Genomic DNA, 26,093 nt, shown 5'->3' with positions numbered 1-26,093 from the left:
GTGTGCAGCGCCGCACCCGACCAGTACAGATTCAGATACGCTGTAAATGGACCGATACAGATGAGGCGCCCGCATGCTCTTGTACGAATCGCTCGCCGTGCAGCTGCGCGAGCAGATCGCGCACGGCACGCTGCGCGCCGGCGAGCGCCTGCCGTCGATCCGGCAGCTGGCGGCGAACCACGGCATCAGCACCGCCACCGCGGTGCAGGCCTGCCTGCAGCTGGAACGCGAAGGCCGGGTGCAGGCGCGGCCGCGCTCGGGCTATTTCGTGCGCGCGGCCGCGGCGCCGCTGCCGGCGGCCACCGCGCCTGCGCGGCGGCGCACGCCGGGCGCGGTCGACAACCCGGCGCTGCAAGGCGTGCTCGACATGCTCACGCGCTCGGACCTGGTGCCGCTGCACACCGCCACGCCGGCGCCGGCGCTGCTGCCGGGTGCGCAGCTGGCGGCCGCGCTGGCGCGGCAACTGCGCCGCCATCGCGGCGTCGCGCTCGACTACGCGCCGCCGCAAGGCCACGCCGCGCTGCGCCGGCAGATCGCGCTGCGCTACGCGCACTGCGCCACCACGGTGGCGGCGGACGAAGTGGTGGTGACCGCCGGCGCGATGGAGGCGATCAGCCTGGCGCTGCGCATGCTGACCGCGCCCGGCGACGTGGTGCTGGTGGAAACGCCGACCTACCACGGCATCCTGCAGGCGGTCGCGGCGCTGCGGCTGAAGGTGCTGGAAGTGCCCACCCGCGCCGGCCACGGCATCGACGCGGTGCGCCTGGAGGCGCTGCTGCAGCGCACCCCGGCGCGCGCGGCCGTGCTGATTCCCAACTTCAACAATCCGCTCGGCAGCCTCACCCCCGACAGCGCCAAGCGCGCCCTGCTCGACAGCTGCGCACGCCACGGCACCGTGGTGATCGAGGACGACATCTACGGCGAGCTGGATTGGTCCGGACAACGCCCGCGCCCGCTGCGCCACTTCGACACCCACGGCAACGTGATCACCTGCGGCTCGTTCTCCAAGGTGCTGGCGCCGGGCCTGCGCGTGGGCTGGCTGCTCGGCGGCGAGTGGACCGACGCGCTGGTCCGCGCCAAATACTTCTCCACCGTCGGCGGCGCCAGCCTGCCGCAGCTGGCGTTGGCCGACTACCTGGCGCAGCACGACCTGGAACGGCACCTGCGCAAGCTGCGCCGCACCCTCGCCGACAACGGCCAACGCCTGCGCGAGGCGATCGTGCGGCATTGGCCGGCCGGCACCCGGGTCGGCGATCCCGCCGGCGGGCTGTCGCTATGGCTGCAGCTGGCCGACGCCGGCAGCGGCCAGGCCTTGTTCGAGGCGGCGCTGGCCGCAGGCATCGGCACCTCCCCCGGGCACCTGTATTCCAGCCGCGGCGACTACGCCGACCACCTGCGCCTGACCTGCGGCCAGCCGTGGAGCGAGACCCTGGAACGGGCGATGCGGCGGCTGGGCGCATTAGCCGCGCGGCTGCCGCGCTGAGCCGCCGGTCGCCAATCCGGGCCGGGCCGGACTATAGGATGTAGCCGTGCCCTAGGGCAGGCGCGGCCGCGCGCTGAAAATCGCGCCGGAACGCCGCAGGCAGTGCACTCGATACCGGCGATCGCATCCAACGCAGAGTGGAGGCCATCGCATCGCTGGGTCAGGCCAGCGATGCGCCAAGCGTTTCTCTCGTCCAGTCGCAGGCGGCCAGCGCGGTGGCAGCAACGCGCGCGGGCCTGCAAGCGCACCGGATCGCCCGAGCCTGGGTCCTGCTTACGGCGTCGCCGCGCCGATCGCCAGTGCCGCACAGGCGCCGAACAAGGTACAGGCGAGCATGGCCAATGCGCTGAGCGGACTGCGCCAGCGCTGCCGCCAGAACAACGATGCAGGTTTGCGGCAAGCGCGCATGGCGCGACTCCAGTCCGGAAAGACACGATGGCGAAGGCCGGGGAATCTAGCGGCACCCCGTCTCAGCCGACGCGACGGCAATCGCACAACCGCGCATTGGACGATGCGCCGCGCATTTGTTTACGCGCGGCGCCAGCGCGCGAGCGGGATCGACATGCAACTGCCACTGCGTCGTCATCGTGCAGCAGCGATCGCGATGGCTCGGTGGCGGCGAGCGCTGGACGGTGCCGCAATGCCAGCGGCACAGCAACACGGCGCCAGAGCGGTTCTCTGTCTACTTACAGGCAACGTAACCTTGTGTGCGACTTCAGTCGCGACGGGCATTACCGGTAGAGCCCGTCGCGACTGAAGTCGCTCCCACAAGGATGCCCCGGCATGTACCTCGCCATCGTCTCCAATGCGGAGCACGCTGCGCTAGCGCATGCAACCGCCGGCGCTCGGCATGACCGGGGACACCGCCGCATTGCGCACTCAGCCCTGCAGCGCGCGCGCGTGGTGGGCGATGTGCTCGCCGATGAAGCTGCCGATGAAGTAGTAGCTGTGGTCGTAGCCGGGCTGCAGGCGCAGCGTCAGCGGATAGCCTGCGGCATCGGCCGCGGTCTGCAGCAACTGCGGCCGCAACTGCTTGTCGAGGAACTCGTCGCCGCCGCCCTGGTCGATCAGCAAGGGCACACGCTCGCTCGCCTCGGCGATCAGCGCGGTGGCGTCGTAGGCCTTCCAACTGGCGCGATCGTCGCCGAGATAAGCCGAAAACGCCTTCTCGCCCCACGGCACCTGCGACGGCGCCACGATCGGCGAGAACGCCGACACGCTGCGATAGCGGCCCGGATTCTTCAACGCGATCACCAACGCACCGTGCCCGCCCATCGAATGGCCGCTGATCGCGCGGCGGCCGTTGTGCGGGAACTGCGCCTCGATCAACCCGGGCAGTTCCTGCACCACGTAGTCGTACATGCGGTAGTGCCTGGCCCACGGCTCGTGGGTGGCGTTGACGTAGAAACCGGCGCCCTTGCCCAGGTCGTAGCCCTCGGCATCGGCGACGTCGTCGCCGCGCGGGCTGGTGTCGGGTGCGACCAGGATCACCCCGTGCTCGGCGGCGTAGCGCTGCGCGCCGGCCTTGGTGATGAAGTTCTGCTCGGTGCAGGTGAGCCCGCTGAGCCAGTACAGCACCGGCAGCGCGGCGTGCTCGGCCTGCGGCGGCAGGTACACGGCCACGTTCATCGTGCAGCCGAGCACGGCCGAGTCGTGGCGATAGACGTCCTGCCAGCCGCCGCAGCAGGCATGGTGTTCGATGCGTTCCATGGAGTGGATCCCGGAGTGGGGGGATGCGGCCGGGCAGACGCCGGCCGCATCCGGAGACGCTGCCTACCGCGCGCCGCCAGGCGGCACGCGGCGGGCAGCAGGCTTTCAGGCTTTATTGCAGCACGCCGCTCTTGCGTGCGACGTGGGTGGAGAGCGCATCCATCAGCGCCGGCGACAGGCAGTCGTACGGCTCCAGCTTCAGTTCGCGCAGCCGGCTGCGTACCGCGTCCATCGCTTCCGGGCGGGTGCCGCTCTCGATGATCGAGGACACGAATGCGGCGAAGCCCGGCGCCGACCAGCCCTGCTGCGGCGACAGTTCGGTATGGATGAAATCCAGCCCGTAGAACGCATGCTCGGTGTTCTCGATGCGCCCGTACATGTGCACGCCGCAGCCGCTGCAGGCGTGGCGCCGGATCGTCGCGCTCTCGTCGACCACCTTCAGCTTCTCCTCGTGCGCGGTGACCTTGACCTTGTCGCGGCTCACCACCGCGATCACCGAGAAGGTCGCCCCTTTCGGCTTCCAGCATTTGGTACAGCCGCAGGCGTGGTTGTGCGCGGTCTGCGCCCCCACGTCCACGGTCACCTTGTCGCTGGCGCAGTGGCATTCCAGGGTGCCGCCCTGGAAATTCTCCGCGCCTGTGCGCACCCCGCCGTCCACCGACGGATGAATCGTTACGGTACTCATCATGCCCTCCCGGGTTCGTTGCGTACCTGCATGCGCGGAAGCGGCCGCGCGCCGGACTGACCGTCAGGTCAGAAATGGATCACGGTGCGGATCGACTTGCCTTCGTGCATCAGGTGGAAGGCTTCGTTGATCTCTTCCAGCGGCATGGTGTGGGTGATGAACGGATCCAGATCGATCTCGCCATGCATCGCCTGCTCCACCATGCCCGGCAATTGGGTACGGCCCTTGACGCCGCCGAACGCGCTGCCGCGCCACACGCGGCCGGTGACCAGCTGGAACGGACGCGTGCTGATCTCCTGGCCGGCACCGGCCACGCCGATGATGACGCTCTCGCCCCAGCCCTTGTGGCAGCACTCCAGCGCCGAGCGCATCACGTGCACGTTGCCGATGCACTCGAAGCTGAAATCCACGCCGCCATCGGTCAGCTCGACGATGACCTCCTGGATCGGCTTGGTGTAGTCCTTCGGGTTGATGCAGTCGGTGGCGCCCATGCTGCGCGCCAGATCGAACTTGCCCGGGTTGGTGTCGATGGCCAGGATGCGCCCGGCCTTGGCCTGCACCGCGCCCTGGATCACCGCCAGGCCGATGCCGCCCAGGCCGAACACGGCCACCGAGTCGCCCGGCTTGACCTTGGCGGTGTTGTGCACCGCACCGATGCCGGTGGTGACGCCGCAACCGAGCAGGCACACCTTCTCCAGCGGCGCTTCCGGATTCACCACCGCCAGCGAGATCTCCGGCACCACGGTGTATTCGCTGAAGGTGCTGCAGCCCATGTAGTGGAAGATCGGCTGGCCGTTGTAGGAGAAGCGGGTGGTGCCATCGGGCATCAGGCCCTTGCCCTGGGTGGCGCGCACGGCCTGGCACAGGTTGGTCTTGCCGGACAGGCAGAACTTGCACTTGCGGCATTCGGCCGTGTACAGCGGGATCACGTGGTCGCCGACCTTGACGCTGGTCACGCCCTCGCCGATCGCCTCGACGATGCCGCCGCCTTCATGGCCGAGCACGGCGGGGAAGATGCCTTCCGGATCGTCGCCGGACAGCGTGAACGCATCGGTGTGGCACACGCCGGTGTGGGTGATGCGGACCAACACCTCGCCCTGGCGCGGCGGTTCGACGTCGATCTCCACGATCTGCAGCGGCTGGCCGGCTTCGAAAGCGACGGCGGCACGGGATTTCATGAGATTTCTCCTGGAATAACGGGTTGGGTCGTGGGGTTCGGGTCACTTGAGATAGGAGCGCACCAGCATGCCCATCTCGCGCACGCGCACGGCGCGCTGCGTGTCCGAGGCGGCGGCGTGGCCGAATTCTTCGCGGATATGCGCCTGCATCACTTCCGACATCAGGCCGTTGACCGCACCGCGGATCGCGGCGATCTGCTGCAGCACCGCAGCGCAATCGGCGCCGCCTTCCAGCGCGCGTTCCAGCGCCTCGGCCTGTCCGCGCACGCGGCGGATGCGGGCCAGGACGCGTTTTTTCTCGTGCGGGGTATGCGGCATGCGGTGCGACCTGGGAACTATACTGGGGGACAGTATATTCCTCCGCCCGGAAAAGAAAACGCCCGCGCCATCCTGGAGCGGAGATGGCGCGCGCGGGCGGCAGCGCGCCGCAGGACTCAGCGCTGCGCGGGCGGCGCAGCCGGAGATGGCGCGGCGCCGTCCTGCCGCGGACCGCGCCACGGCGGCGGCGCGCTGCCCTTGCCGCGCAGGCAGGCGTCGAGCTTGGCGAAGTTGGCGCGCATCGCCGGGTCCGGCCTGGCATCTGCCGGCCGCGCGGCCGTCGCATCGCGCGGGAGGTCGGCAGCGGCAGCGGACGGCGGGTCGGGTCGGGTCGGGTCGAGCCGGGCGGCGGCAGCGGCAGCCATGGCGGCAGGAACCATTCCGGATGGCACCGGCAGCTTGCGCTCGGCCGATGCGCCAATGCCAGGCAGCTCCGATGGCACGCCAGTCAATTGTGCCAACACATGTCGCAATACGGCACAAACCGGCCATGAGGCCGCCGTCGCCACTGCCTATCATGGCCCTGCGATCACGCGCCCCGCCTTGCACCCAGCGGCGATAGCCTGCACGCACCAGTTCCAAGCGGCAGCGGCCGCGTCTAGACTGGCTGAACTCCGAGCGGCCGCCCTTCAAGACCATGGATATGCAATCCTTCATTCTTGTCGTCGACGACGACCCCGATCTGCGCCGGCTCATCAGCGAGTTCCTGCAAGAGCACGGCTACCAGGTGGAAGCCGCGGAGAACGTCGCCGATATGCGCCGGTTGATGGTCGTGCGCCAGCCCGACCTGGTGATCCTGGACGTGATGATGCCGGGCGAGGACGGCCTCAGCGCCGCGCGGCAACTGGCCAGCGAGCGTGGCGCGCCGGCGGTGATCATGCTCAGCGCGCTGGGCAGCGACACCGACCGCATCATCGGCCTGGAAGTGGGCGCCGACGACTACCTGGCCAAGCCGTGCAATCCGCGCGAGCTGCTGGCGCGGGTGCGCGCGCTGCTGCGCCGCAGCCAGGCGGCGACGCTGCCGCCGGAAGCGCGCGGCAACGTCTACGAGTTCGCCGGCTGGCGCCTGGACGTGATCCGCCGCGACCTGCGCGACCCCACCGGCATCTTCATCAACCTCTCCGACGGCGAGTTCGCCCTGCTGCGCACCTTCGTCGAACATCCGCAGCGGGTGCTCAGCCGCGACCAGTTGCTGGATTACGCGCGCGGCCGCGACACCGAAGTCTACGACCGCGCGATCGACAGCCAGATCAGCCGCCTGCGCCGCAAGATCAACGAACGCCTGCAGACCGAACTGATCCGCACCGTGCGCAACGAGGGCTACATGCTGTTGCCGAGCGTCGCCCGGCTGTGAGTGCGCCCAAGCGGGATCGCCGCGGCGTCTCGATCTTCGCCCGCACCTTCCTGCTGCTGGCCGCCCTGCTGACCGCACAGCTGATCGGCATCGCCCTGCTGGTATTGCGCACGCCGGTCTACGAAATGCCGGTGCATCCGCCGGAAGTGATCGCGCTGCTGACCACCAAGATGCCGGCTGGCACGCAGACCTTGAAGGTGCACGACTCCAGGCAGGCGCCGCTGCCGGCGCCGGGACAGGTCCGCGACCGCTTCGCCGAGTTCCTGCTGACCAACTGGCTGGACGTGGCGCCGGAACGGGTCCGTTTCTATCGCAGCAGCGACGAGAAGCCGCCCGGCCCGAATTTTCCGCTGGAAGACCAGCCGCGCCTGCAACCGCAGGCCGGACCGCTCGGCGACGCGCGTTTCCTGAGCGAGGCGCCAACGCCGTTCGCCGATGCCGGTACTCCGCCGCAAGCCGCCTTCGGCGACGCCGCGACCCGGCAGCAGCCTCCGCTGCCCACGGGCGATGCCGGCAGGTTCGCCGCAGCGGTGCGCGCGGCGGGTTCGCGCTGGCGCGAGCGCGGACTCGCCCCCGCAGCGCCGCTGCTGGGCGGTTTCACCGCCGCCTTGCAGCAACCCGATGGTCGCTGGCGCAGCGTGGTGTCGCCGCCGCGGCGTTTCTCCACCGCGTTCAAGACCCAGGTCGCACTGCTGTTCGTCGCCGGCCTGCTGGCGATGCTGCCGCTGGCGTGGTGGTTCTCGCGCGCGCTGGCCGCGCCGATCCGGCGCTTCGCCGAAGCCGCCGACCGGCTCGGCCGCAATCCCGATGCGGAGCCGCTGCAGCGCAGCGGCCCCAGCGAAATCGTGCAGGCCGCCGACTCGTTCAACGCGATGCAGGCGCGCCTGAACCGCCTGATCAACGAGCGCACGCACATGGTCGCGGCGATCGCCCACGACCTGCGCACCCCGCTGGCGCGCCTGGCGTTCCGCCTGGAAGGCCTGCAGCCGCCGCTGCGCGACAAGACCATCGCCGACATCGACGAGATGAAGGCGATGATTTCCGCGGCGCTGGACTTCATCCACAACGACAGCCGCCGCGGCACCCGCGCGCCGCTGGATTTCCGCCTACTGGTGGAAAGCGTGGTCGACGACGCCGGCGACACCGGCGCGGACGTGGCGTTCGTCGCCGGCCAGGCCATCACCCTCGATGGCGACCCGCTGTCGCTGCGGCGGATGGTCATGAACCTGCTCGAGAACGCACTGAAGTACGGCAAGCGCGCGCGCCTGCAACTGCAGCGCGACGGCGCCGACTGCGCGCTGTGGATCGACGACGACGGCCCCGGCATCGACCCGACCCAGCACGAGAAGCTGTTCCTGCCGTTCTTCCGCGGCGAGAACTCGCGCAACCGCGACACCGGCGGCATCGGCCTGGGCCTGTCGGTGGCGCACAGCATCGTGCTCGCCCACGGCGGCGAGATCGCCCTGACCAACCGCCCCGAAGGCGGCCTGCGGGTGTGCGTGGAACTGCCGTGCCAGGCCGCGGCTGTCTGAGATAGCGGCGGCGTTGCGCGGCACCGAGTGCCGCGCGGCGGCGGCGCCACCCGATGCGCGAGCCGCTACCCAGGCTCCGTTGCGGCTCCTGCAAGCGGGACTTGCTTATGCTTGTGCTCGATCCGCCACGCCGCCGGGTCGCTCACACCCAAGTGCCGCATCAACGCCAGCGCCGACAGGGTGGTCTTGCGCTGTCCGAGCAGATACATCGCCAGCAGCCAGGTGCGCAACGGCACTGTGCTCTGCTCCATCGAGGTGCCCGAACGCAGGTTCATGGCCATCGGACGATCTCCTGTGGGTGAGATCGCATCCTGTCCCCTGCCGCGCTCAGCCGCTGCGACCGCGCTGAACCTTCGTGCCAATCAGCAAAGACGCTCTGCGAGACGCTAACTCCGATCCCGCTTCACGGCGCCAAGGCAATGCGCGATAAACAGCTCACTACGCCTTGTAAGACCACCATGTCGTCGCTGCACCAAAATCAAGCGAATGTTTGCGGCTGGTTCCGTGACCGGGCGTATTTCCAACCGGCCAGCCCACGACGCCGTCTCCATCGCCAGCGGCTGCGCGTAGAGGAGACATCCGAAGCTTTCTGCCACCAAGGCTCGGGCATGCTCGAAACGCAATGTGCGAAAACGGATGTTCGGTTCCACTCCCCCGGCTTCGAAAATCGAACGTGCGAAGGCCTCTCCCGGGGCGGCACTGAGGTGAACCGCCCCGGGTTTTCCGGAGGCCCCTTGGCTTGAGTCACGCCGACATGACGGACTCAGGGGAGTGCGAATAGTAGTTGGCCTCAGCCTCGGTGGGCGGGATATTCCCGATCGGCTCCAGCAATCGGCGGTTGTTGAACCAGTCGACCCAGGTGAGCGTGGCCCACTCGACCAGCCCTCGCTTGGCTCTGCGACATTGAATTACACCCGAAAGCTTGAATTGAAACCCCATCGGCGCTTTCAGGATGGTAACGACTATTTCATGGCCTGGATGGTGGACGGTCCGTCGAGTTCGAAAGGGAGAGAAGCCATCTCGCGGCTCAACCATATGCACATGGCTATTGCCAAGGCGACACCGGGCCTGCCTGGCAATTTCGATGACGTCGACGACTTCATCTTCCCATTGGCCATGCTCGCCACATTCGGCCATAACCTACAAAAGTCCCTCGGCCTTCCCGGCCTGCCAGGCTACATGCAGGTGGCCTGGCACCACTGGGCGGCGGCCGTTTTCCGGCAGTTCGAACGGGAATCGGGTCCCTTGACCAATGCGGCATTCCCACGAGACTTTGCCGCTCTGCAGGCGTTTTACCGTCAGTTCGACGCACGGGCGTATGAACAGACAGAAACCGGCCATATCGTTGCTTCCGCGATGTTGGATTTCTTTGCCGAGCGGTGGTTCCCAAGGCCTTTGCGCTGGCTCGGACGGGATATCTGCAGATATCTTGCCGGGGAAAGGGTATGCAATCTTCACCGGATAGGATGGCTGTCGCCCGGTCGGCGAAAGCTGGTGGAGCTTATCCTGAAACGTGCGTTAGCACGCCAGCCACGCGCGTCGGATGAGATCGTTCCGTTAACCGAAAAACTCGAGAAAACCCGGCTTTCAAACGATCAGTTGAAGGCGCTGGAGCCCTATCAGCCTGCTGTCAAACGCGCCGCATGTCGAGGTTAAGAGCAAGGACTACAACTACAAGATGAAACTTTACATTCTCTCGGTGAGCTACACGAAACCCTTTAGCGTCGTAGAAACGCATTTCCCCGCTCATGTCGAGTGGCTTCAAGAGCGTTATCGATCCGGCATGATCCTGGCGTTCGCCAAAAAGGTACCGCTGACGGGTGGAATAGTCATTGCAGCCGCGACAGACTTGGAGACCTTGCGCGGCGAAATCGAGAAAGATCCCTTCGTCATCGGCGCAGTCGCGGCGTATGACATCACGGAGATCGAGCCGACGCGCATCAATCCGCGCTTACTCGATTTTGCGCAGGACCGAGATTGACTATTCCAACCATCGCCGCACTTTCTAGCCACACCATCCCATCCGCAGCCGGCGCACACTGACCGGCGCACACCGATCAATAAGCGAACTCGCGAAACACCGGATCCACATCGCCCTGCCAGGCACCGTGGTACAGCGCCAGCTTGCGCTCGGCCGCGGTCTCGCCGGCGTGCAGGATGTCCACCAGCGGTTCCAGGAAGCGCGATTCGTCCTGGCCGTCGCCATTCAGGCGTGCGCGGCGGCGCAGGCCGTCCAGGGCGATCTTCACCGACTCCTCCGCCAGGTCCTGCAGCGTGCCATTGCGGAACGGCAGCTTCAGCGCCTGCCGCGGCACGCCGTCGCGCAAGGCGTGGCGTTCGATCAGGCTGAAATCCTTGACCAGGTCCCAGGCCGCGTCCAGCGCCGCATCGTCGTACAGCAGGCCGACCCAGTACGCCGACAGCGCACACAGCCGGCCCCAGGGGCCGGCGTCGGCGCCGCGCATCTCCAGGTATTTCTTCAGCCGCACTTCCGGGAACGCCGTGGTCATGTGATCGGACCAGTCGCGCAGCGTCGGCAGCGCGCCCGGCAGCGCCGGCAGCTTGCCCTGCATGAAGTCGCGGAAGCTCTGCCCGCTGGCATCGACGTAGCTGCCGTCGCGGTAGGAGAAGTACATCGGCACGTCGAGCAGGTAGTCGACGTAGCGCTCGTAGCCGAAGCCGTCCTCGAACACGAAGTCGAGCATGCCGGTGCGGTCGGCGTCGGTGTCGGTCCAGATGTGCGAGCGGTAGCTGAGGTAGCCGTTGGGCTTGCCCTCGGTGAACGGCGAGTCGGCGAACAGCGCGGTGGCGATCGGCTGCAGCGCCAGCGACACGCGGAACTTCTTGATCATGTCCGCTTCGCTGGCGTAGTCCAGGTTGACCTGTACCGTGCAGGTGCGGGCCATCATGTCCAGGCCGAGCGAACCGACCTTGGGCATGTAGTGCTTCATGATCTGGTAGCGGCCCTTGGGCATCCACGGCATCTCGTCGCGGCGCCACTTCGGCTGGAAGCCCATGCCCAGGAAACCCAGGCGCAGTTCGTCGGCGACCTGCTTGACCTCGTTGAGGTGGCTGCCCACTTCCACGCAGGTGTCGTGGATGGTCTCCAGCGGCGCGCCCGACAGTTCCAGCTGCCCGGCCGGCTCCAGCGTCACCGAGGCGCCGTCGCGCAGCAGCGCGATGGTGCGCCCGCCTTCGCGCACCGGCTCCCAGCCGAAGCGGGTCAGCCCGTTGAGCAGGGCTTCGATGCCGCGCTCGCCGTCGAAGGCGGGCGGGCGCAGGTCGTCCAGGCGGAAGCCGAATTTCTCGTGTTCGGTGCCGATGCGCCACTGCGCTCCGGGCTTTTCTCCGGAGGCCAGCACCTCGACCAGTTCAGCGCGGTCGGTGATCGGCGTCTCGGCAACGTGGCTGGGGCTCGACAAGGGCAGGCTCGCACGGAAGAGGAGGCGATGTGGGGATGGCCCGCCAGCATCGCAAGGGCCGCACTATAGCGTGACCGGCGCGAAGCCCACATCGCTACCGGCGGTGCTGCAGCATTCCACGATCCGCCCGCTTGGCAGCGGCGAGAGTGAGACGCAGCAGCGCCGGCCGCGCCGCGCTCGGCTAGGCTGCAGGCCTGTTCCCCAACCGTGCAGGCGTCCGATGCGTCCCACCCATTCCGAACTGCATCGCGGCGACCGCGCCGGCTGGCTGCGCGCCGCAGTGCTCGGCGCCAACGACGGCATTCTGTCGGTGGCCGGCCTGGTGGTCGGCGTGGCCAGCAGCGGCGCGCCTGCACCCGTCGTGCTGGCGACCGGCGTCGCCGGCCTGGTCGCCGGGGCGATGTCGATGGCCGCCGGCGAGTATGTCTCGGTGCAGTCGCAGGTGGATACCGAGCGCGCCGACCTGGCGATCGAGCGCCGCGAACTGCGCGAGGATCCGCACAGCGAACTGGACGAACTCGCCGCCATCTACCGCCAGCGCGGGCTGGATGCGGCGCTGGCGCGCCAGGTCGCCGAGCAGTTGACCGCGCACGATGCGCTGGGCGCGCATGCGCGCGACGAACTCGGCATCACCGAGACCCTGCGCGCGCGGCCGCTGCAGGCCGCGCTGGCGTCGGCGGCCGCGTTCTGCTGCGGTGCGGCACTGCCGATCCTGGCCGCGCTGCTGGCGCCGGCGGGCCTTCAGGTGTGGGTGACCGTGGCGGCGACGCTGCTCGCGCTGTCGCTGACCGGCGCGCTGGCGGCACGCGCCGGCGGCGCGTCCGGCCTGCGCGGCGCGGTGCGCGTGATGTTCTGGGGCGCGGCGGCGATGCTGGCCACCGCGGCTGTGGGCCGCTTGTTCGATGTGCAGGTCTGAGGCAGTCGCACGAGGGCAGTTTCCTTGCGCCATCGCTCGCGACGGCTTTATCGAGCAATGCCCGGTCGCGACCGATGGCCCGAGGCCACCCGGAGGCGCGCCCACAGGTGACGCGAATGCTGCTGTAGCATCGCCACCGATGGCCGACACCCACGACCCCGAATTCCTGCTGCTCGCGCAATTGACGACGCTGGCCGAGTGCGAGCGCGCCGAGGGCTACGCCTGCATCGCCGCACGCCGCGAACACGGGGCGCGCTCGGTCGATATTCCGCGGCCGCAGCTTGCGATCCTGCTGCAGGGCCGCAAGCAGGTGCGTACCGCGACGCAGGCGCTGGAGTTCGTGCCGGGCGATCTGTTCCTGGTGACCCGGCGCTGCCGCATCGACGTGGTCAATCGTCCCGACCCGCACAGCGGCCTGTATCTGAGCGCGGTGATCCCGCTGTGCGAGGAAGTGCTGAGTGCCGCACGCATGCTGTGGAACGAACCGTTGCCGGCCGCCGGCGCGGAACTGGCGCGGCTGCGCGCAATCGAGTTCGGCAGCGCCTTGCTGCAGTGGCGGCAGGCGCTGCAGGACGGCCACTACCCCGAAGCCAGGCTGGCGCTGGCGGCGCTGGTGGTCGCGTTCTGCCGCCGCGGCCATGGCGGCCTGCTGCTGCCGCCGGCGCCCAGCATCGCCGCGCAGGTGCGCGAACTGATCGCGGCACAGCCGCAGCGCGCATGGCGGTCGCACGACGTCGAGGACAGCCTGAGCCTGAGCGGTGCGACCTTGCGCCGGCATCTGGCCGGCGAGCACACGTCGTTGCGCGAGCTGATCACCGATGCGCGTCTGGCGCATGCGATGGAACTGCTCTACACCACGCGCTGGCCGCTGAAGACGGTGGCCGCGCGCGCCGGTTATCGCTCCACGCGCAGCTTCAGCCAGCGCTTCCAGCAGCGCTACGGCCTGGATCCGGCGAGCATCGGCAACTAGCGCCTGTTCGCGACATGGCGAGCGCCGCGCGCAGCCGAATGAGCGAATCGCGCCGCGCCGCCCGCGCAGCATGCAGGCACCGCGGCGAACGCCGCTTTGCGCTGGAACCTGCCGATGCCCGTTTCCGTCTCACGCCCGCTGGCCCTGCTGGCACTGGCCGCCGCCATTGCCCTGCCGCTGCCGCCGGCCGCCCATGCCGCCGCGCCTGCCGCGCCCGTGCAGCAAGTCCCCGGCGTCTACCGCCAGGCAATCGGCAGGCTGCGCGTCACCGCGCTGTTCGACGGCACGGTGCCGCTGCCGCGCGCGCAGTTGTCCAATCTGGACAGCGACGCGATCGCGCGCCTGCTCGACCATCGCTACGTACCGGAAACCGCGAAGGGCCTGCAGACCACGGTCAACGCCTACCTGATCCAGGACGGCACGCACCTGACCCTGGTCGATACCGGCACCGCCACCTGCTTCGGCCCGGGCCTGGGCCAGGTGCTGGCGAACCTGCGCACGGCCGGCTACGCGCCGGCGCAGGTGGACGACGTGCTGCTGACCCACGCCCACCCGGACCACATGTGCGGCCTGCTCGATGCGCAGGGACAGCTCGCCTACCCCAACGCCACGGTGTGGCTGAGCGCGGCCGATGCCGGGTACTGGCTGGATCCGGCCAGCGAGGCCGGCGCGCCGCAAATGCTGAAGTTCGCGTTCCCGCTGGCGCGCGCGGCGGCGGCGCCATACCAGGCCAGGGACCGGCTGCGCCGCTTCCACCCCGGCGATGCGCTGCCCGGCGGCGCGGTAGCACTGGATACGCACGGGCATACCCCCGGCCACGTGTCCTATCGTTTCGACGGCGGCGACGGCCAGCAACTGCTGGTGTGGGGCGATCTGGTGCACTACCACGCGGTGCAGTTCGCGCAGCCGCAGGCGTCCTACGAGGCCGACAGCGACCGCAGCGCGGCGATCGCCGCGCGCAAGCGGACCATGGCGCAGGCCGCCGACGGCGGCTGGTGGGTGGCCGGCGCGCATCTGCCGTTCCCGGGCCTGGGCCATGTGCGTCGCGAGGGCGACGCGTTCGCCTGGGTCCCGGCCGAGTTCGCGCCGTTGCCGACCACGCCTTGAGGGCGGTCTTCTCCCGATGGGAGAAGGAAGAACAGCCGCGGTGCGCCTGAGCCCCTCTCCCCTCGGGAGAGGGGTTGGGGTGAGGGTACGGCGCGAAGCGTCTCGCGGAGTTTGGATGCACGAGGCTGCGCCCGTACCCTCATCCGCCCCTGCGGGGCACCTTCTCCCGGCGGGAGAAGGGAACAGCCGCTAGCCCCTCTCCCCCCGGGAGAGGGGTTGGGGTGAGGGTACGGCGCGAAGCATCTCGCGGAGTTTGGATGCACGAGGCTGCGCCCGTACCCTCATCCGCCCCTGCGGGCGCTCGGCATCGCGCATGCGATGCAGCCAAAGCGGACAGGACGACCGCGTCCGCTGCTTGCGATCGATCGCAAGCAGCGTCGGCGCAGCAGATGCCAGAACTCCGCCTCCGCCGCGCTCACTGCGCGGCGGTCGGCTCCGCGTCCAGGCCCAGCCAGCCGCCGACGATGGCCCGCGCCTCGTCCACGCCCTGGCGGGTCTCGCCGGAAAACAGCTGCACGCTGACCGTGTCGCCGAAGGAGCTGGACAGGTCCTTGCGCACCTGCTGCAGCGCCTGCGCCTGCTGGCCGCGGCCGAGCTTGTCGGCCTTGGTCAGCAGCGCGTGCGCCGGCAGTCCGCGCTGCACCGCGTAGCCGAGCATCTGCCGGTCGTAGTCCTTCAGCGGATGGCGGATGTCCATCACCACCACCAGGCCGCGCAAGGCCTCGCGGGTGCGGAAATACTTGTCGATGAACGACTGCCAGTGCGCCTGCAGCTCCAGCGGCACCTTGGCGTAGCCGTAGCCGGGCAGGTCCACCAGATAGCGTTCGGGCTGGATCTGGAAGAACACCAGCTGCTGGGTGCGGCCAGGGGTCTTGGACACGCGGGCCAGCGCATTCTGCCGGGTCAGCGCGTTCAGCGCGCTGGATTTGCCGGCATTGGAGCGGCCGGCGAAGGCCACCTCCCAGCCCCCGTCCTCCGGCAGCTGCCGGGGGGTGTGGGCGGAAAGCAGATACTGGGCACGTTCGATGAGGAGCGACATGGCGCTAGGATCGCACGTCCGCCGGCCCGGGCGGGGTTCGTTGACCGGCAGGGCGCCGCACGGGGATAATCGCGCGAATGCGGTCGCCGGCCCGGCAGCCGCGGGTTGGGTCACACGGAGCTTCAGCTAATGCGCCACGCTCGCGTTCTTGCCTTTGCCGGTCTAGCCGTTTCCATCGCCGCCGCCGTCGCGTTCGCGCAGACCTCGGTGGTTCCCATTCCCGACAACGCGCCGGTCAGCACCGCGCCGCTGGAGGGCGACGTCGGCAAGCTCGCCTGGGGCGATGCCAAGGCCGGCCAGGCCAAGGCCGCAGCCTGCGCCGCCTGCCACGGCGCCGACGGCAACCCGGCGATCGCGATGTATCCGCGCATCGCCGGCCAGAGCGAGCGCTACAGCGCGCGGCAGATGGCCTTGATCGCGCACGGCGAGCGCACCGCCGGCGCGGTCGCGGCGATGCTGCCGTTCGTGCAACCGCTGAGCGCGCAGGACATGCGCGACATCGGCGCCTACTTCGCCACGCAGAAGGCCGGCGCCGGCATCGCCGACGACGCGGTGGTCAGCGAAGGCCCCTACGCCGGCATGAAGTTCTACGAGGTCGGGCAGCAGCTGTACCGCGGCGGCGATGCGGCGCGCGGGATTCCGGCGTGCATGGCCTGCCACGGCCCCACCGGCGCCGGCAACCCCGGCCCGGCGTATCCGCATCTGGGCGGCCAGCACGCCGACTACGTGGCGCGGCGCCTGCAGGAATACCAGGCCGGCACCACCCTGGAACGCGACCCGACCCTGTTCAAGATCATGGCGCAGGTGGCCAAGCCCTTGACCGAGCAGGAGATGAAGGCGCTGGGCAGCTACCTGCAGGGCCTGCACGATCGCGCCGACGATGCGGCCGCGGCGCAGGCTGCACCAGCGCAAGCCGCGCCACAACAGGCCGCGCCTGCGCAACAATCCTGAGCGTGCGCCGCCGCCGCGGCGCCGGACCGCTTCCCCCTTCGCGCCGGTCGTCACGACCGGCGTGCGTTTTTTGCCATGGAGATCGCATGAACCGTCTGCCCCGTCTGCTGCTGTGCCTGCTCACCCTGCTGCCGCTGAGCGCCTGCGCGCAGTCCAAGACCGCCGCCCTGGTCGAAGGCGAGGACTACACGCTGATCGCCAAGCCGCAGCCGTTCGCGCCGCTGGCCGGCAAGATCGAGGTGGTGGAAGTGTTCGGCTATACCTGCCCGCACTGCGCGCACTTCGAGCCGATCCTGGAAGAATGGACGCGCAAGCAGGGCAAGGACGTGCGGGTGACCCTGGTCCCGGCCGCGTTCGGCGGTTTCTGGGACAGCTTCGCCAGCGCCTTCTATGCCGCGCAGAAGCTGGGCGTGCAGACCCGCAGCCATCACGACCTGTTCGAGGCGATCCACGACAAGCACAGCGTGCCGGTGCAGAACGTGGCACCGGAGGAACTGGCCGCGTTCTATGCCGCGTACGGCGTCAAGCCGCAGGACTTCATCGCCGCCTACAACAGCCCGCAGGTGGCCGCGCAGGTCAAGGCCGCGCGCGACTTCGCCGCGCGCAGCGAGATCCCCGGCACCCCGGCGCTGGTGGTCAACGGCAAGTACCTGGTCAAGGGCAAGAACTTCCAGGACATGCTGCGCATCGCCGATGCGCTGGCCGCGCGCGAGCGCGCGGGCAAGTAATCGCGACCGGGGTCGCAGCACGGCGCTTCATCTGCGCCATGGCATCATGATGGGGTTGCCTGCCGCGCTGTTCGGCGCAGCCGGCGTTTTGCCCCCAATCCTGCTGGAGATGCCGCCGATGAAGACCCGCTTCGCCCTGACCCTGATGGCCCTGCTGCCGATCCTGGTCGCATGCAAGGCCCAGGACGGCACTGCCGACACCGTCGCCCCGGCCGCCGACGCGCCCGCCGCAGCGCCGGCGGCGCCCGCAGCCAGCGCCAGCGAAACCGCACCGGCTGCCGCTGCCGAGAACCCCTCCACCGCGGCCGCCGACGCCACCGCGCAGCCTGCCGCCGACACCCCGGCTGCACCGGTCGCGGCGCGGACCCCGAGCGGCGCCGAACCGGTCGCCGGCACCGACTACGTCGACATCGCGGGCGGCCAGCCGTTCCAGCCGACCAATGGCAAGATCGAAGTGGCCGAAGTGTTCGGCTACGTGTGCCCGGCCTGCGCGCGCTTCCAGCCGCAGATCGGCCCGTGGAAGGCCGGCCTGCCTTCGGACGTGCACTTCGTCTACGTGCCGGCGATGTTCGGCGGCACCTGGGACGACTACGCGCGCGCGTTCTACGCCGCCGAAGCGCTGGGCGTGCAGGAAAAGACCCACGAGGCGCTGTACAAGGCGATCCACGTCGACGAGACCCTGAAGGGCGAGCGCGGCCGCGACTCGGTGCAGGACATCGCCGGCTTCTACGCCAAGTACGGCGTGGATCCCAAGCAGTTCGCCGACACCATGGGCAGCTTCGCGGTCAGCAGCAAGACCAACCGCGCCAAGCAGTTCGCCACGCGCAGCGGCGTCACCGGCACGCCGTCGCTGATCGTCGACGGCAAGTACCTGGTCAAGGGCAAGAGCTACGACGACGTGCTGCGCATCGCCGATCACCTGATCGCACGCGAGCGCGCCGCGCTGGCCAAGTAAGCTCCCGCCCCCACCAGGCCGCGCCGCCGTGACTGCCCCCGCCACCCGCACGCTGCGCGTGCTCACCGCCAATATCCAGGCCGGCTCCAGCACGCGCCGCTACAGCGACTACGTGACCCGCAGCTGGTCGCATGCGCTGCCGGCGGGGCGCAAGCGCAGCAGCCTGGATGCGATCGCGCAATTGGCCAGCGAGCACGACATCGTCGGCCTGCAGGAAAGCGATCCGGGCAGCCTGCGCTCGGGCTTCACCAACCAGACCCACTACCTGGCCGAGCGCGCCGGCTTCAACTACTGGAGCCACCAGCCGAACCGGCGCATGGGCGGCGTGGCCTCCAGCGCCAACGGCCTGCTCAGCCGGCTGGAACCGGTCGAAGTGCAGGACCATCCCCTGCCCGGCCGGCTCGGCGGGCGCGGTGTGCTGCTGGCCAAGTTCGGCGACGGTGCGGAAGGATTGGCGATCGCGGTGGCGCATCTGTCGCTGGGCGCCAACTCGCGCGCATCGCAGTTGGCGTTCATCGCCGAATTGCTGTCCGATCACCCCAACGCGGTGCTGATGGGCGACTTCAACTGCGTCGCCGACCGGCCCGAGATGCAGGCCCTGTACAAACGCACCCGGCTGCAACCGCCGGGCTGCGTGGTGCCGACCTTCCCCAGCTGGCGCCCGCAACGCGCGATCGACCACATCCTGGTCAGCGACGGCCTGCGCTGCAACGAGCAGCGCGCATTGCCCGCCGCGTTCTCCGACCACCTGGCGGTGGCGACCGAGATCGAAGTGCCGCAGGCGATGCTGCGCTAGCTGCTGCGTTCCCTACCGCTGCATTCCCTGTAGCGGCTTCAGCCGCGACCGGGCGTTATCGGTAAAGCGTCGCGGCTGAAGCCGCCTACAAAAAAAGCGCGACGGCTTGCAGGAAATTGTGCGAGCGCCTTCAGGCGAATCGAAAGCGCGCTAGAACTTCAGATCCGCACGCACGTAAAGATAACGGCCGCCGGGGATGTCGTAGGTGGACGCGTCGTAGCCGTTGAGCGAGCACGACAGGCAGATCGGCGGATCCTTGTCGAAGACGTTGTTGACGCCGCCGCTGACGGTCAGGCCCTTGAGCCAGTCGAAGCGGTAGCCCAGTTGCACGTCGTGGTAGGTGATCGCGTCCAGCGTGTTGGTGCCTGCGGCCTGGTTGCTGCACACCGCGAACGCCACCGCGTCGCCGCACTGCTCGGTCAGCTCGGAAATGTGCCGCACCGTCCACGAGGCGTTCCAGCGGTTGAGCGACCAGTCCAGGGTCAGGTTGCTGGTCCACTCCGGGATCGCGCTGTCCACCACTTCCACGCCCGGTTCCTGCGGCTGCACCTGGCCGGCGGCGCCGGTGGCGACGTAGCGGGTGACGAAGGTGTTCTGCCAGCCGATCTTGAAGCGCCCGGCCGCGGTCTCCGGCGAGGTCCAGAACAGGTCCACGTCCCAGCCGTCGGTCTTGATCGAGCCCAGGTTGGTCAGGCGGTTGTTGAAGCCGTTGATGCCGCCGGTGGAGGCGCGGGTGATGCCGTCGCAATAGATCGCGTCCAGCGTGTCCACGCACAGGTCGAGCTGGGTCTGCGCGTTGATCGCCTGGATCGCGCCGTCGATGTCGTGTCGATAGAAGGTCACTTCGACATCGAAGCGATCCGACCAAGGCACGTTGCTGGCGAACCACGGGCTCCACACGAAGCCGGCGCTGAAGCTGCGCGCCTTCTCCGACTGCAGCGCGCGGTTGCCGCCGGTGGTCACCGAGATCTGCGAGTTGGCCTGCTGGTAGCCGGCCGGCACGCCGAGCGCGGCGCAGTTGGCCGCGCTGCCGCGCGGCGCGGTGCCGCCCAGGCCGATCGAGCACGGATCGGACAGGGTCAGGTCGGCGCGCGCGGCCGAGCCGTACAGCTCGCCGATGGTCGGGGCGCGGAAGCCCTGGGCATAGCTGGTACGCAGCACGACGTCCGGCGACACCTGCCAGCGCAGGCCGTACTTCGGGGTGAACTTGCCGCCGAAGGTGGAGTAGTCGGAATAACGCCCGGCCAGGCTCAGGTCGAGTTTGTCGCCCAGCGGCGAGTCGGCGAAGATCGGCACGCTCAGTTCGAGGTAGGCCTCCTTGACGTTGTAGCTGCCCTCGGTCGGCAGCGACGGCACGCCGTTGTAGTGGCCTGCCACGGTCAGCGGATCGGGCTGGTACCAGCCTTCGTACTTGCGGTACTCCACGCCGGTGGCGAAGGACACCGCGCCGGCCGGCAGGGTGAACAGCTCGCTGCTGAGGTTGGCGGTGAACTGGGTCAGCTCGTTCTGGCTGCGGTCGTGCACCACCGGCTGGATCCAGCGCAGCATCTCCGGGGTAATGCTGCCGGCACCGCCGAAGATGTCCAGCGGCACGCAGCCGGCCACCGCCGCGCAGGCGGCCGGGTCGCCCAGCGCCAGGTTGATGTTGTAGAGATTGTAGCTGCCGTAGTTGGTCTGCTCGGCCTTGTTCTTGCTGTAGGCGCCATTGACGTCCCAGAACCAGGTGCGGTCGGCGCTCTCGAAACTGCCGATGAAGCCGGTGCCCACGTACTGGGTGTCCACGCGCTGTTCGAACACGCGCGCGCCGCCTTCCACCGGCCGTCGCCCGATCATGATCAGGTTGCTGGACGAATCCAGGTCGAAGCCGAACGGGTTGTACGGATTGGCCGCGGAGATGACGATGTTGTCGGCCAGCGGATTGCCGGTGCCGGCATCCGGGCCGAGGAAGATCGGTTCCGGCGCGGCCTGGTTGGTCGACTCGCGGCGATTGCCGAGCAGTTTCAAATACCACTGCACGTCGTCGTTGAAGAAGTAGCGAAACTGGCCGAACACGCCCTTGCGCTCGGACGGGGTCAGCAACAGGTTGGAGGCGGCGAAGTTGTAGCGGTCGCTGGTGCCGAAGCAGTGGTAGTCGTCGCTGCGCGTGCAACCGGCGCTGCCGTCGTAGCTCGGGGTGCCGGCGCCGCTGTTCGGGGTCAGGTCCTGCTCGGCGCCGGTGACCGGATCGACGAAGATGAAGCGGCCGTCCGGCGTGGCCGAGCTGCCGAAGCTGAGCCCGGTGCCGGGCACCGGATACAGCGACTGCTTGCGGTCGCGCGCATACACCGGATCCTGTTTGGTGTAGCTGGCGCCGAGGAACAGGCTGGTGCGCTCGGTGCTGTGGCCCCAGGCCAGGTCCACGCCCTTGCTGGCGCCGTCGCCCTTGTCGTACTGGCCGTAGTTCAGCGTGACCTGGCCGCCGTCGAACTTGCGCCGGGTGATGATGTTGACCACGCCGGCGATGGCGTCGGAGCCGTATAGCGAGGAGGCGCCGTCCTCCAGCACCTCGATGCGCTCGACGATGGCCAGCGGGATGGTGTTGAGGTCGGTGGCCGCGCCCACGCCGGACGCCGAGGACTCGTTGACCCAGCGCATGCCGTCGACCAGCACCAGCACGCGTTTGGCGCCGAGGTGGCGCAGATCCACCTGCGCCGAGCCGGCGCCGACGCCGCTGCCGTCGGGCGGGAAACCGAAGTTGCCGGAGGAGTTGAACTTGGTGTTCAACGCCGAGCCGGAGGCGGTCAGTTCCTGCAGCACGTCGCCGATCGAGGTCAGGCCGGTGCGTTCGATGTCGGCGCGGCTGAGCGTCTGCACCGGCACCTGCCCCTCCAGCTCGGCCTTGCGGATGCGCGTGCCGGTGACCTGGACGCTGTCCAGGGTGGTGGCGGACGCGGGGGCAGCGGGCGCGGCCTGCTGGGCGACGGCCAGCGCGGGCGAACCGGCCAGCAAGGACAACGAAACCGCGAAAACCAAAGGATGGCGGTGCAGGCAATTCATCCGTCTCTCTCCAGAAAGGATGTGGGTCGGCCGCTGCGACCCCCCTGCACCGCGACGGCGTGGCCTACCTTGTAAACAAAACGTAAACCCTAAGCAAGCAATCGGACCGGGATTCGGAGAGTCCTGGACCGACTGGACGATTTCGTAGACGGGCTGCGGCCAGACCGGTCGCATCTGTGCCCGGCGCGGGACAGCTCGCACCCGACGTTACGCGGCCAGCGTTGCCGGCCGCGCGACGCATTGCCGTCTTGCGGCGCGTCGCCGGATACGCGCGATGCAGCACGAAGATCGTGGCGAGCGGCGCAGCGCCGTCGGCCCACGCCACCGATTCGCATACGCCGCCGGCAAATCACCTGGCGCCCGCCGCTATCGACGCCTCCGCCCGCGCCCGCGTTCCGGCCGCAGGCGGCCACAAAGCGCCCGCGCAAGGCTGCCCGCCGCTGCGCACGACAGCCGCGCCGCAGCGCCCTTGCCACGTCGATTCATCGGCGTTCGGTATAGTCCCGCGCATGAAATTGCGCATGTCCCTCCTGCTGCTCGCCGCCGCGTTGTGCGGCCCCGCTCCTGCCCTCGCTCAGACCCTGGATGCCCAGCGACCGGCGCTGCGCGCGGCGATCGACGCCGCCGAGCGCGGCCAGTTCGATCCCGCGCAGGCGGCCGCATTCAAGCAGCATCCGCTGTACGGCTGGCTCGAATACGCCAACCTGCGCCGCACCATCGACCGCGTCTCCGATGCGCAGGCGCAGGAGTTCCTCAAGCGCTACGCCGGGCAACCGGTGGCCGAGAGCTTCCGCACGCTGTGGCTGCCGGCACTGGCGCGGCGCCAGGATTGGCCGGCGCTGCTGGCCAACTGGAAGCCCACCGACAACACCGGCCTGCACTGCGCCCAGCTCAACGCGCGCCAGGCCACCGGCCGCGCCGATGCGCACTGGATCGACGAGGCGCAGGCGCTGTGGCGCAGCAGCGGCAAGTCGCTGCCGGATGCCTGCGATGCGGTGTTCGCGGTGCTGCAGGCACGCGGCGGCATGACCGATGCGTTGCGCTGGACGCGCGTGGAAGCGGCGGCCGATGCGCAGCAGCCGGCGGTGATGCGTAGCGCCGCGCGCGGCCTGCCCGCCGCCGAGCTGGCCTTGGCCAACGACTACGCGGCGTTCCTGGACGCGGTGCACGCGCGCGCGCTGTCCTGGCCGAAGAGCGAGCGCAGCCGCAAGGTGGCGGTGGATGGCCTGGAGAAACTGGCCAAGACCGATCCGGACGCGGCCGAGCGGCAGCTGCCGCAGTTCGCCCAAGCGCTGCAGTTGAGCGAGGCGCAGCGTGGCGAGGTGCTGTACCAGATCGCGTTGTGGACGGTGGCCTCGTACGGCCCGGATTCGGCGCGCCGGCTCAACGCCGTGCCCGAGTCCGCCTACGACGAACGCCTGCACGAATGGCGCGCGCGCGAGGCGATGGCGCGCGGCGACTGGCCGGCGGCGCTGGCCGCGATCCGCAAGATGGCGCCGGCGCAGCGCAACGATTCGCGCTGGCAGTATTTCGAGGCGCGGCTGGCGGAGAAGACCGGCAATGCCGGCGAGGCGCAGCGGCTGTACCGCGAGGCGGCCAAGTCCGCCACCTTCCACGGCTTCATGGCCGCCGACCGGCTCAAGCAGCCCTACGCGCTGTGCCCGTGGGAACCCAACGACAGCGCGCAGGCGCAGGCCGCCGTGGCCCGCGATCCGGCGCTGGTGCGCGCGCTGGAACTGTTCAAGATCGACCGCGCGTCCTGGGCGGTGGCCGAATGGAACGATGCGCTGACCCGCTTCGACGACAGCCAGCGGCGCATCGCGGTGGAAGTGGCGCGCGACAACGGCTGGTTCGACCGCGCGGTGTTCGCGCTGGGCAAGCTGCCCGACGAGCAGCGCCTGTATTCGCTGCGCTTCCCGCTGCACCACGACGCCACCATCCGCCGCGAAGCGGGCAGGAACGCGCTCGATCCGGCCTGGGTCGCCGCCGAGATCCGCGCCGAGAGCATCTTCAACCCGAACGCGCGTTCGCCGGCCAATGCGATGGGCCTGATGCAGGTGCTGCCGGCCACCGGCGCCAGCGTGGCCAGGAACCTCGGCCTGGCCGGCTACGGCGGTGCCGCCAGCCTGTACGAGCCGGACACCAACATCGCCATCGGCACCGCCTACCTGCGCCAGCTGTTGAACACCTACGGCCTGCCGTACCTGACCATCGCCGCCTACAACGCCGGCCCCGGCCCGGCCGCGCGCTGGCAGACCCAGCGTCCCGGCCACGACGCCGACTTCTGGATCGAGACGATCAGCTACAAGGAAACCCGCGAATACGTCGCGCGCATCCTCGCCTTCAGTGTGATCTACGACTGGCGCCTCAACGGCGACGCGTTGCCGGTCAGCGCGCGCATGCTCGGCAAGCTGGATGCGCCGCGCAAGACGTTTGTGTGTGCGACCGCGGCTGGGGCCGCGGCCGGGAATAGGGAATAGGGAATGGGGAATCGCAACGGCGCACCGCGCGAGATCGTGCCGGGCCTAGCATCCACACGCCCCGGTGGCATCCGGCCAAGCGAACCTGCTTTTACCATTCCCGATTCCCGACTCCCCATTCCCGGCCCCCAATGAACACCTACCTCGTCGGCGGCGCCGTCCGCGACAGCCTGCTCAAGCAGCCGCCCGGCGACCGCGACTGGGTCGTGGTCGGCGCCACGCCGCAGCAGATGCTGGAGCTGGGCTACAAGCAGGTCGGTCGCGATTTCCCGGTGTTCCTGCATCCGCACAGTGGCGAGGAATACGCGCTGGCGCGCACCGAACGCAAGTCCGGGCGCGGCTACCATGGCTTCGTGGTCGATGCCGACCCCTCGGTGACGCTGGAAGAAGACCTGCAGCGGCGCGACTTCACCATCAACGCGATCGCCCGCGACGAGGACAGCGGCGCGCTGGTGGATCCGTATGGCGGCGTACGCGACATCGAACGGCGCGTGCTGCGCCACATCGGCCCGGCCTTCGGCGAAGACCCGCTGCGCGTACTGCGCGCGGCGCGCTTCATGGCACGGCTGGCGCCGCTGGGTTTCAGCGTCGCGCCGGAAACGCTGGCGCTGATGCGCGCGATGGCGGCCAGCGGCGAACTGGACACGCTGGTGCCCGAGCGCGTGTGGCAGGAGCTGCGCCGCAGCCTCGCCTCAGCGCAACCCTCGGCGTTCCTGCGCACGCTGCACGACGCCGACGCGCTGCGCAGCGTGCTGCCGGAACTGGACGCGCTGTACGGCGTGCCGCAGCGCGCCGACTACCATCCCGAGATCGATACCGGCCGCCACCAGGAACTGGTCAGCGACATGGCCGCGCGGCTGGCGCCGGGCGATGCGCTGATCGGCTTCGCCGCGCTGACCCACGACCTGGGCAAGGCGCTGACGCCGGAAGCGGAATGGCCGCGGCACGTGATGCACGAGCAGCGCGGCGTGGGCCCGCTGCGTGCGCTGTGCGAACGCCTGAAACTGCCTCAGGAACATCGCCAGCTGGCCGAGATCGCCTGCCGCGAGCACTTGAACGTGCATCGCCTGGCCGAACTGCGCGATCGCAGCGTGCACGAACTGCTGCAGCGCTGCGACGGCTTCCGCAAGCCCGAACGCATCGCGCAGTTGGCGCTGGTGTGCGAGGCCGACAAGCGCGGCCGCCTCGGCAGCGAAGACGCCGACTACCCGCAAGGCCGCGAACTGCAACGCCTGCACGCCGCCGCGCTGGCGGTCAACGCGCGCGACCTGGCCGCGCAGGGCCTGAGCGGCCCGCAGATCGGCGAGGCGCTGGCGAAGGCGCGGATCGCCGCGATCGCTGTAGCGCGCAGCAAGACAGCAATGAACTGAAGCAATTGCGAAGAAAAGCGAATAAAGGCGTTTTGTCTACGAAAAAGACCACGCGGCGCATTG

General features: G+C 69.2%; 21 protein-coding genes and 4 pseudogenes. 15 read left to right on the top strand and 10 right to left on the bottom strand.

What is annotated here, in order from left to right; translation table 11 throughout:
- Positions 1-73 precede the first annotated feature (73 nt).
- A complete protein-coding gene (locus tag FZ025_RS12440; RefSeq protein WP_046981296.1) occupies positions 74-1,483 on the top strand; it encodes an aminotransferase-like domain-containing protein in 1,410 nt (469 codons plus the stop codon).
- 879 nt (positions 1,484-2,362) lie between these two features.
- On the opposite strand, the gene fghA is transcribed toward FZ025_RS12440, so the two are convergent.
- The 5 genes from fghA to FZ025_RS12415 form a co-directional block, all read right to left on the bottom strand.
- On the bottom strand, positions 2,363-3,193 hold the full coding sequence (gene fghA, locus FZ025_RS12435) for an S-formylglutathione hydrolase (protein ID WP_046981295.1): 831 nt from the start codon (positions 3,191-3,193) through the stop codon (positions 2,363-2,365).
- 112 nt (positions 3,194-3,305) lie between these two features.
- Positions 3,306-3,878, bottom strand: coding sequence for an S-(hydroxymethyl)glutathione synthase (gene gfa, locus FZ025_RS12430; protein WP_046981308.1), 573 nt, complete (start codon positions 3,876-3,878; stop codon positions 3,306-3,308).
- A 68-nt stretch (positions 3,879-3,946) separates the two neighbouring features.
- A complete protein-coding gene (locus FZ025_RS12425; RefSeq protein ID WP_104558791.1) occupies positions 3,947-5,056 on the bottom strand; it encodes an S-(hydroxymethyl)glutathione dehydrogenase/class III alcohol dehydrogenase in 1,110 nt (369 codons plus the stop codon).
- 42 nt (positions 5,057-5,098) lie between these two features.
- Positions 5,099-5,374 carry a metal/formaldehyde-sensitive transcriptional repressor gene (locus tag FZ025_RS12420; protein WP_104558792.1) on the bottom strand — a complete coding sequence of 92 codons (276 nt, stop codon included), beginning with the start codon at positions 5,372-5,374 and terminating at the stop codon, positions 5,099-5,101.
- A 116-nt stretch (positions 5,375-5,490) separates the two neighbouring features.
- Positions 5,491-5,739, bottom strand: a complete 249-nt coding sequence (locus FZ025_RS12415) for a hypothetical protein (protein WP_158185560.1) — start codon at positions 5,737-5,739, stop codon at positions 5,491-5,493.
- Positions 5,740-6,011: 272 nt separating this feature from the next.
- On the opposite strand from FZ025_RS12415, the gene FZ025_RS12410 reads away from it, so the two are divergent.
- The 3 genes and pseudogenes from FZ025_RS12410 to FZ025_RS22920 form a co-directional block, all read left to right on the top strand.
- Positions 6,012-6,728, top strand: coding sequence for a response regulator (locus FZ025_RS12410; protein WP_104558793.1), 717 nt, complete (start codon positions 6,012-6,014; stop codon positions 6,726-6,728).
- Positions 6,725-7,046: pseudogene (locus FZ025_RS22925) on the top strand (two-component sensor histidine kinase); the annotation flags it as partial. The gene FZ025_RS12410 and the pseudogene FZ025_RS22925, both read left to right, overlap by 4 nt.
- A gap of 254 nt (positions 7,047-7,300) precedes the next feature.
- A pseudogene (locus FZ025_RS22920) lies at positions 7,301-8,260 on the top strand (ATP-binding protein); the annotation flags it as partial.
- Positions 8,261-8,361: 101 nt separating this feature from the next.
- On the opposite strand, the pseudogene FZ025_RS12400 reads toward FZ025_RS22920, so the two are convergent.
- Both FZ025_RS12400 and FZ025_RS21865 read right to left on the bottom strand, forming a co-directional pair.
- Positions 8,362-8,532 (bottom strand): annotated as a pseudogene (locus tag FZ025_RS12400) (IS1595 family transposase); the annotation flags it as partial.
- 472 nt (positions 8,533-9,004) lie between these two features.
- Positions 9,005-9,139, bottom strand: a pseudogene (locus tag FZ025_RS21865) (IS3 family transposase); the annotation flags it as partial.
- 24 nt (positions 9,140-9,163) lie between these two features.
- On the opposite strand from FZ025_RS21865, the gene FZ025_RS12395 reads away from it, so the two are divergent.
- Together FZ025_RS12395 and FZ025_RS12390 are read left to right on the top strand one after the other, a co-directional pair.
- Positions 9,164-9,916 (top strand): DUF2236 domain-containing protein, encoded by a 753-nt coding sequence (locus FZ025_RS12395; protein ID WP_167523858.1) that lies wholly within the window; start codon positions 9,164-9,166, stop codon positions 9,914-9,916.
- Between the two features lie 22 nt (positions 9,917-9,938).
- Positions 9,939-10,241, top strand: coding sequence for a YciI family protein (locus FZ025_RS12390; protein ID WP_046980236.1), 303 nt, complete (start codon positions 9,939-9,941; stop codon positions 10,239-10,241).
- Positions 10,242-10,317: 76 nt separating this feature from the next.
- Here the strand turns inward: FZ025_RS12390 and FZ025_RS12385 are convergent, their stop codons facing one another.
- A complete protein-coding gene (locus FZ025_RS12385) occupies positions 10,318-11,682 on the bottom strand; it encodes a glutamate--cysteine ligase (protein ID WP_046980235.1) in 1,365 nt (454 codons plus the stop codon).
- A 220-nt stretch (positions 11,683-11,902) separates the two neighbouring features.
- Here FZ025_RS12385 and FZ025_RS12380 point away from each other — a divergent pair, with 220 nt between their 5' ends.
- The 3 genes from FZ025_RS12380 (at position 11,903) to FZ025_RS12370 (ending at position 14,675) form a co-directional block, all read left to right on the top strand.
- Positions 11,903-12,598: a VIT1/CCC1 transporter family protein gene (locus FZ025_RS12380; protein WP_046980234.1), complete on the top strand. Its 696-nt coding sequence runs from the start codon at positions 11,903-11,905 to the stop codon at positions 12,596-12,598.
- Positions 12,599-12,737: 139 nt separating this feature from the next.
- The gene (locus tag FZ025_RS12375) at positions 12,738-13,568 is read left to right on the top strand and encodes a helix-turn-helix domain-containing protein (protein WP_046980233.1); all 831 of its coding nucleotides are present in this window, start codon (positions 12,738-12,740) and stop codon (positions 13,566-13,568) included.
- A gap of 114 nt (positions 13,569-13,682) precedes the next feature.
- Positions 13,683-14,675, top strand: coding sequence for an MBL fold metallo-hydrolase (locus FZ025_RS12370; RefSeq protein ID WP_046980232.1), 993 nt, complete (start codon positions 13,683-13,685; stop codon positions 14,673-14,675).
- Between the two features lie 415 nt (positions 14,676-15,090).
- Here FZ025_RS12370 and yihA read toward each other — a convergent pair whose 3' ends face one another.
- Positions 15,091-15,714, bottom strand: a complete 624-nt coding sequence (gene yihA / locus FZ025_RS12365; RefSeq protein WP_046980231.1) for a ribosome biogenesis GTP-binding protein YihA/YsxC — start codon at positions 15,712-15,714, stop codon at positions 15,091-15,093.
- A 129-nt stretch (positions 15,715-15,843) separates the two neighbouring features.
- Between yihA and FZ025_RS12360 the strand changes: the two genes are divergently transcribed.
- The 4 genes from FZ025_RS12360 (at position 15,844) to FZ025_RS12345 (ending at position 19,144) form a co-directional block, all read left to right on the top strand.
- Complete coding sequence (locus tag FZ025_RS12360) at positions 15,844-16,665, top strand: c-type cytochrome (RefSeq protein WP_046980230.1); 822 nt, start codon at positions 15,844-15,846, stop codon at positions 16,663-16,665.
- A gap of 86 nt (positions 16,666-16,751) precedes the next feature.
- Positions 16,752-17,393, top strand: coding sequence for a thiol:disulfide interchange protein DsbA/DsbL (locus FZ025_RS12355; protein WP_046980229.1), 642 nt, complete (start codon positions 16,752-16,754; stop codon positions 17,391-17,393).
- Positions 17,394-17,511: 118 nt separating this feature from the next.
- Complete coding sequence (locus FZ025_RS12350; protein ID WP_104558802.1) at positions 17,512-18,348, top strand: thiol:disulfide interchange protein DsbA/DsbL; 837 nt, start codon at positions 17,512-17,514, stop codon at positions 18,346-18,348.
- A 28-nt stretch (positions 18,349-18,376) separates the two neighbouring features.
- A complete protein-coding gene (locus FZ025_RS12345; protein WP_104558795.1) occupies positions 18,377-19,144 on the top strand; it encodes an endonuclease/exonuclease/phosphatase family protein in 768 nt (255 codons plus the stop codon).
- 150 nt (positions 19,145-19,294) lie between these two features.
- Here the strand turns inward: FZ025_RS12345 and FZ025_RS12340 are convergent, their stop codons facing one another.
- Positions 19,295-22,180, bottom strand: coding sequence for a TonB-dependent receptor (locus FZ025_RS12340; protein WP_046980227.1), 2,886 nt, complete (start codon positions 22,178-22,180; stop codon positions 19,295-19,297).
- A 509-nt stretch (positions 22,181-22,689) separates the two neighbouring features.
- Here FZ025_RS12340 and FZ025_RS12335 point away from each other — a divergent pair.
- Together FZ025_RS12335 and FZ025_RS12330 are read left to right on the top strand one after the other, a co-directional pair.
- The gene (locus tag FZ025_RS12335; RefSeq protein ID WP_046980237.1) at positions 22,690-24,660 is read left to right on the top strand and encodes a transglycosylase SLT domain-containing protein; all 1,971 of its coding nucleotides are present in this window, start codon (positions 22,690-22,692) and stop codon (positions 24,658-24,660) included.
- A 131-nt stretch (positions 24,661-24,791) separates the two neighbouring features.
- Positions 24,792-26,030, top strand: a complete 1,239-nt coding sequence (locus tag FZ025_RS12330; RefSeq protein ID WP_046980226.1) for a multifunctional CCA addition/repair protein — start codon at positions 24,792-24,794, stop codon at positions 26,028-26,030.
- Positions 26,031-26,093 lie beyond the last annotated feature (63 nt).

Source organism: Xanthomonas hyacinthi (assembly GCF_009769165.1).
GTDB classification, from domain to species: Bacteria; Pseudomonadota; Gammaproteobacteria; order Xanthomonadales; family Xanthomonadaceae; genus Xanthomonas_A; species Xanthomonas_A hyacinthi.
This window is presented reverse-complemented; position numbering and strand designations above follow the sequence as displayed.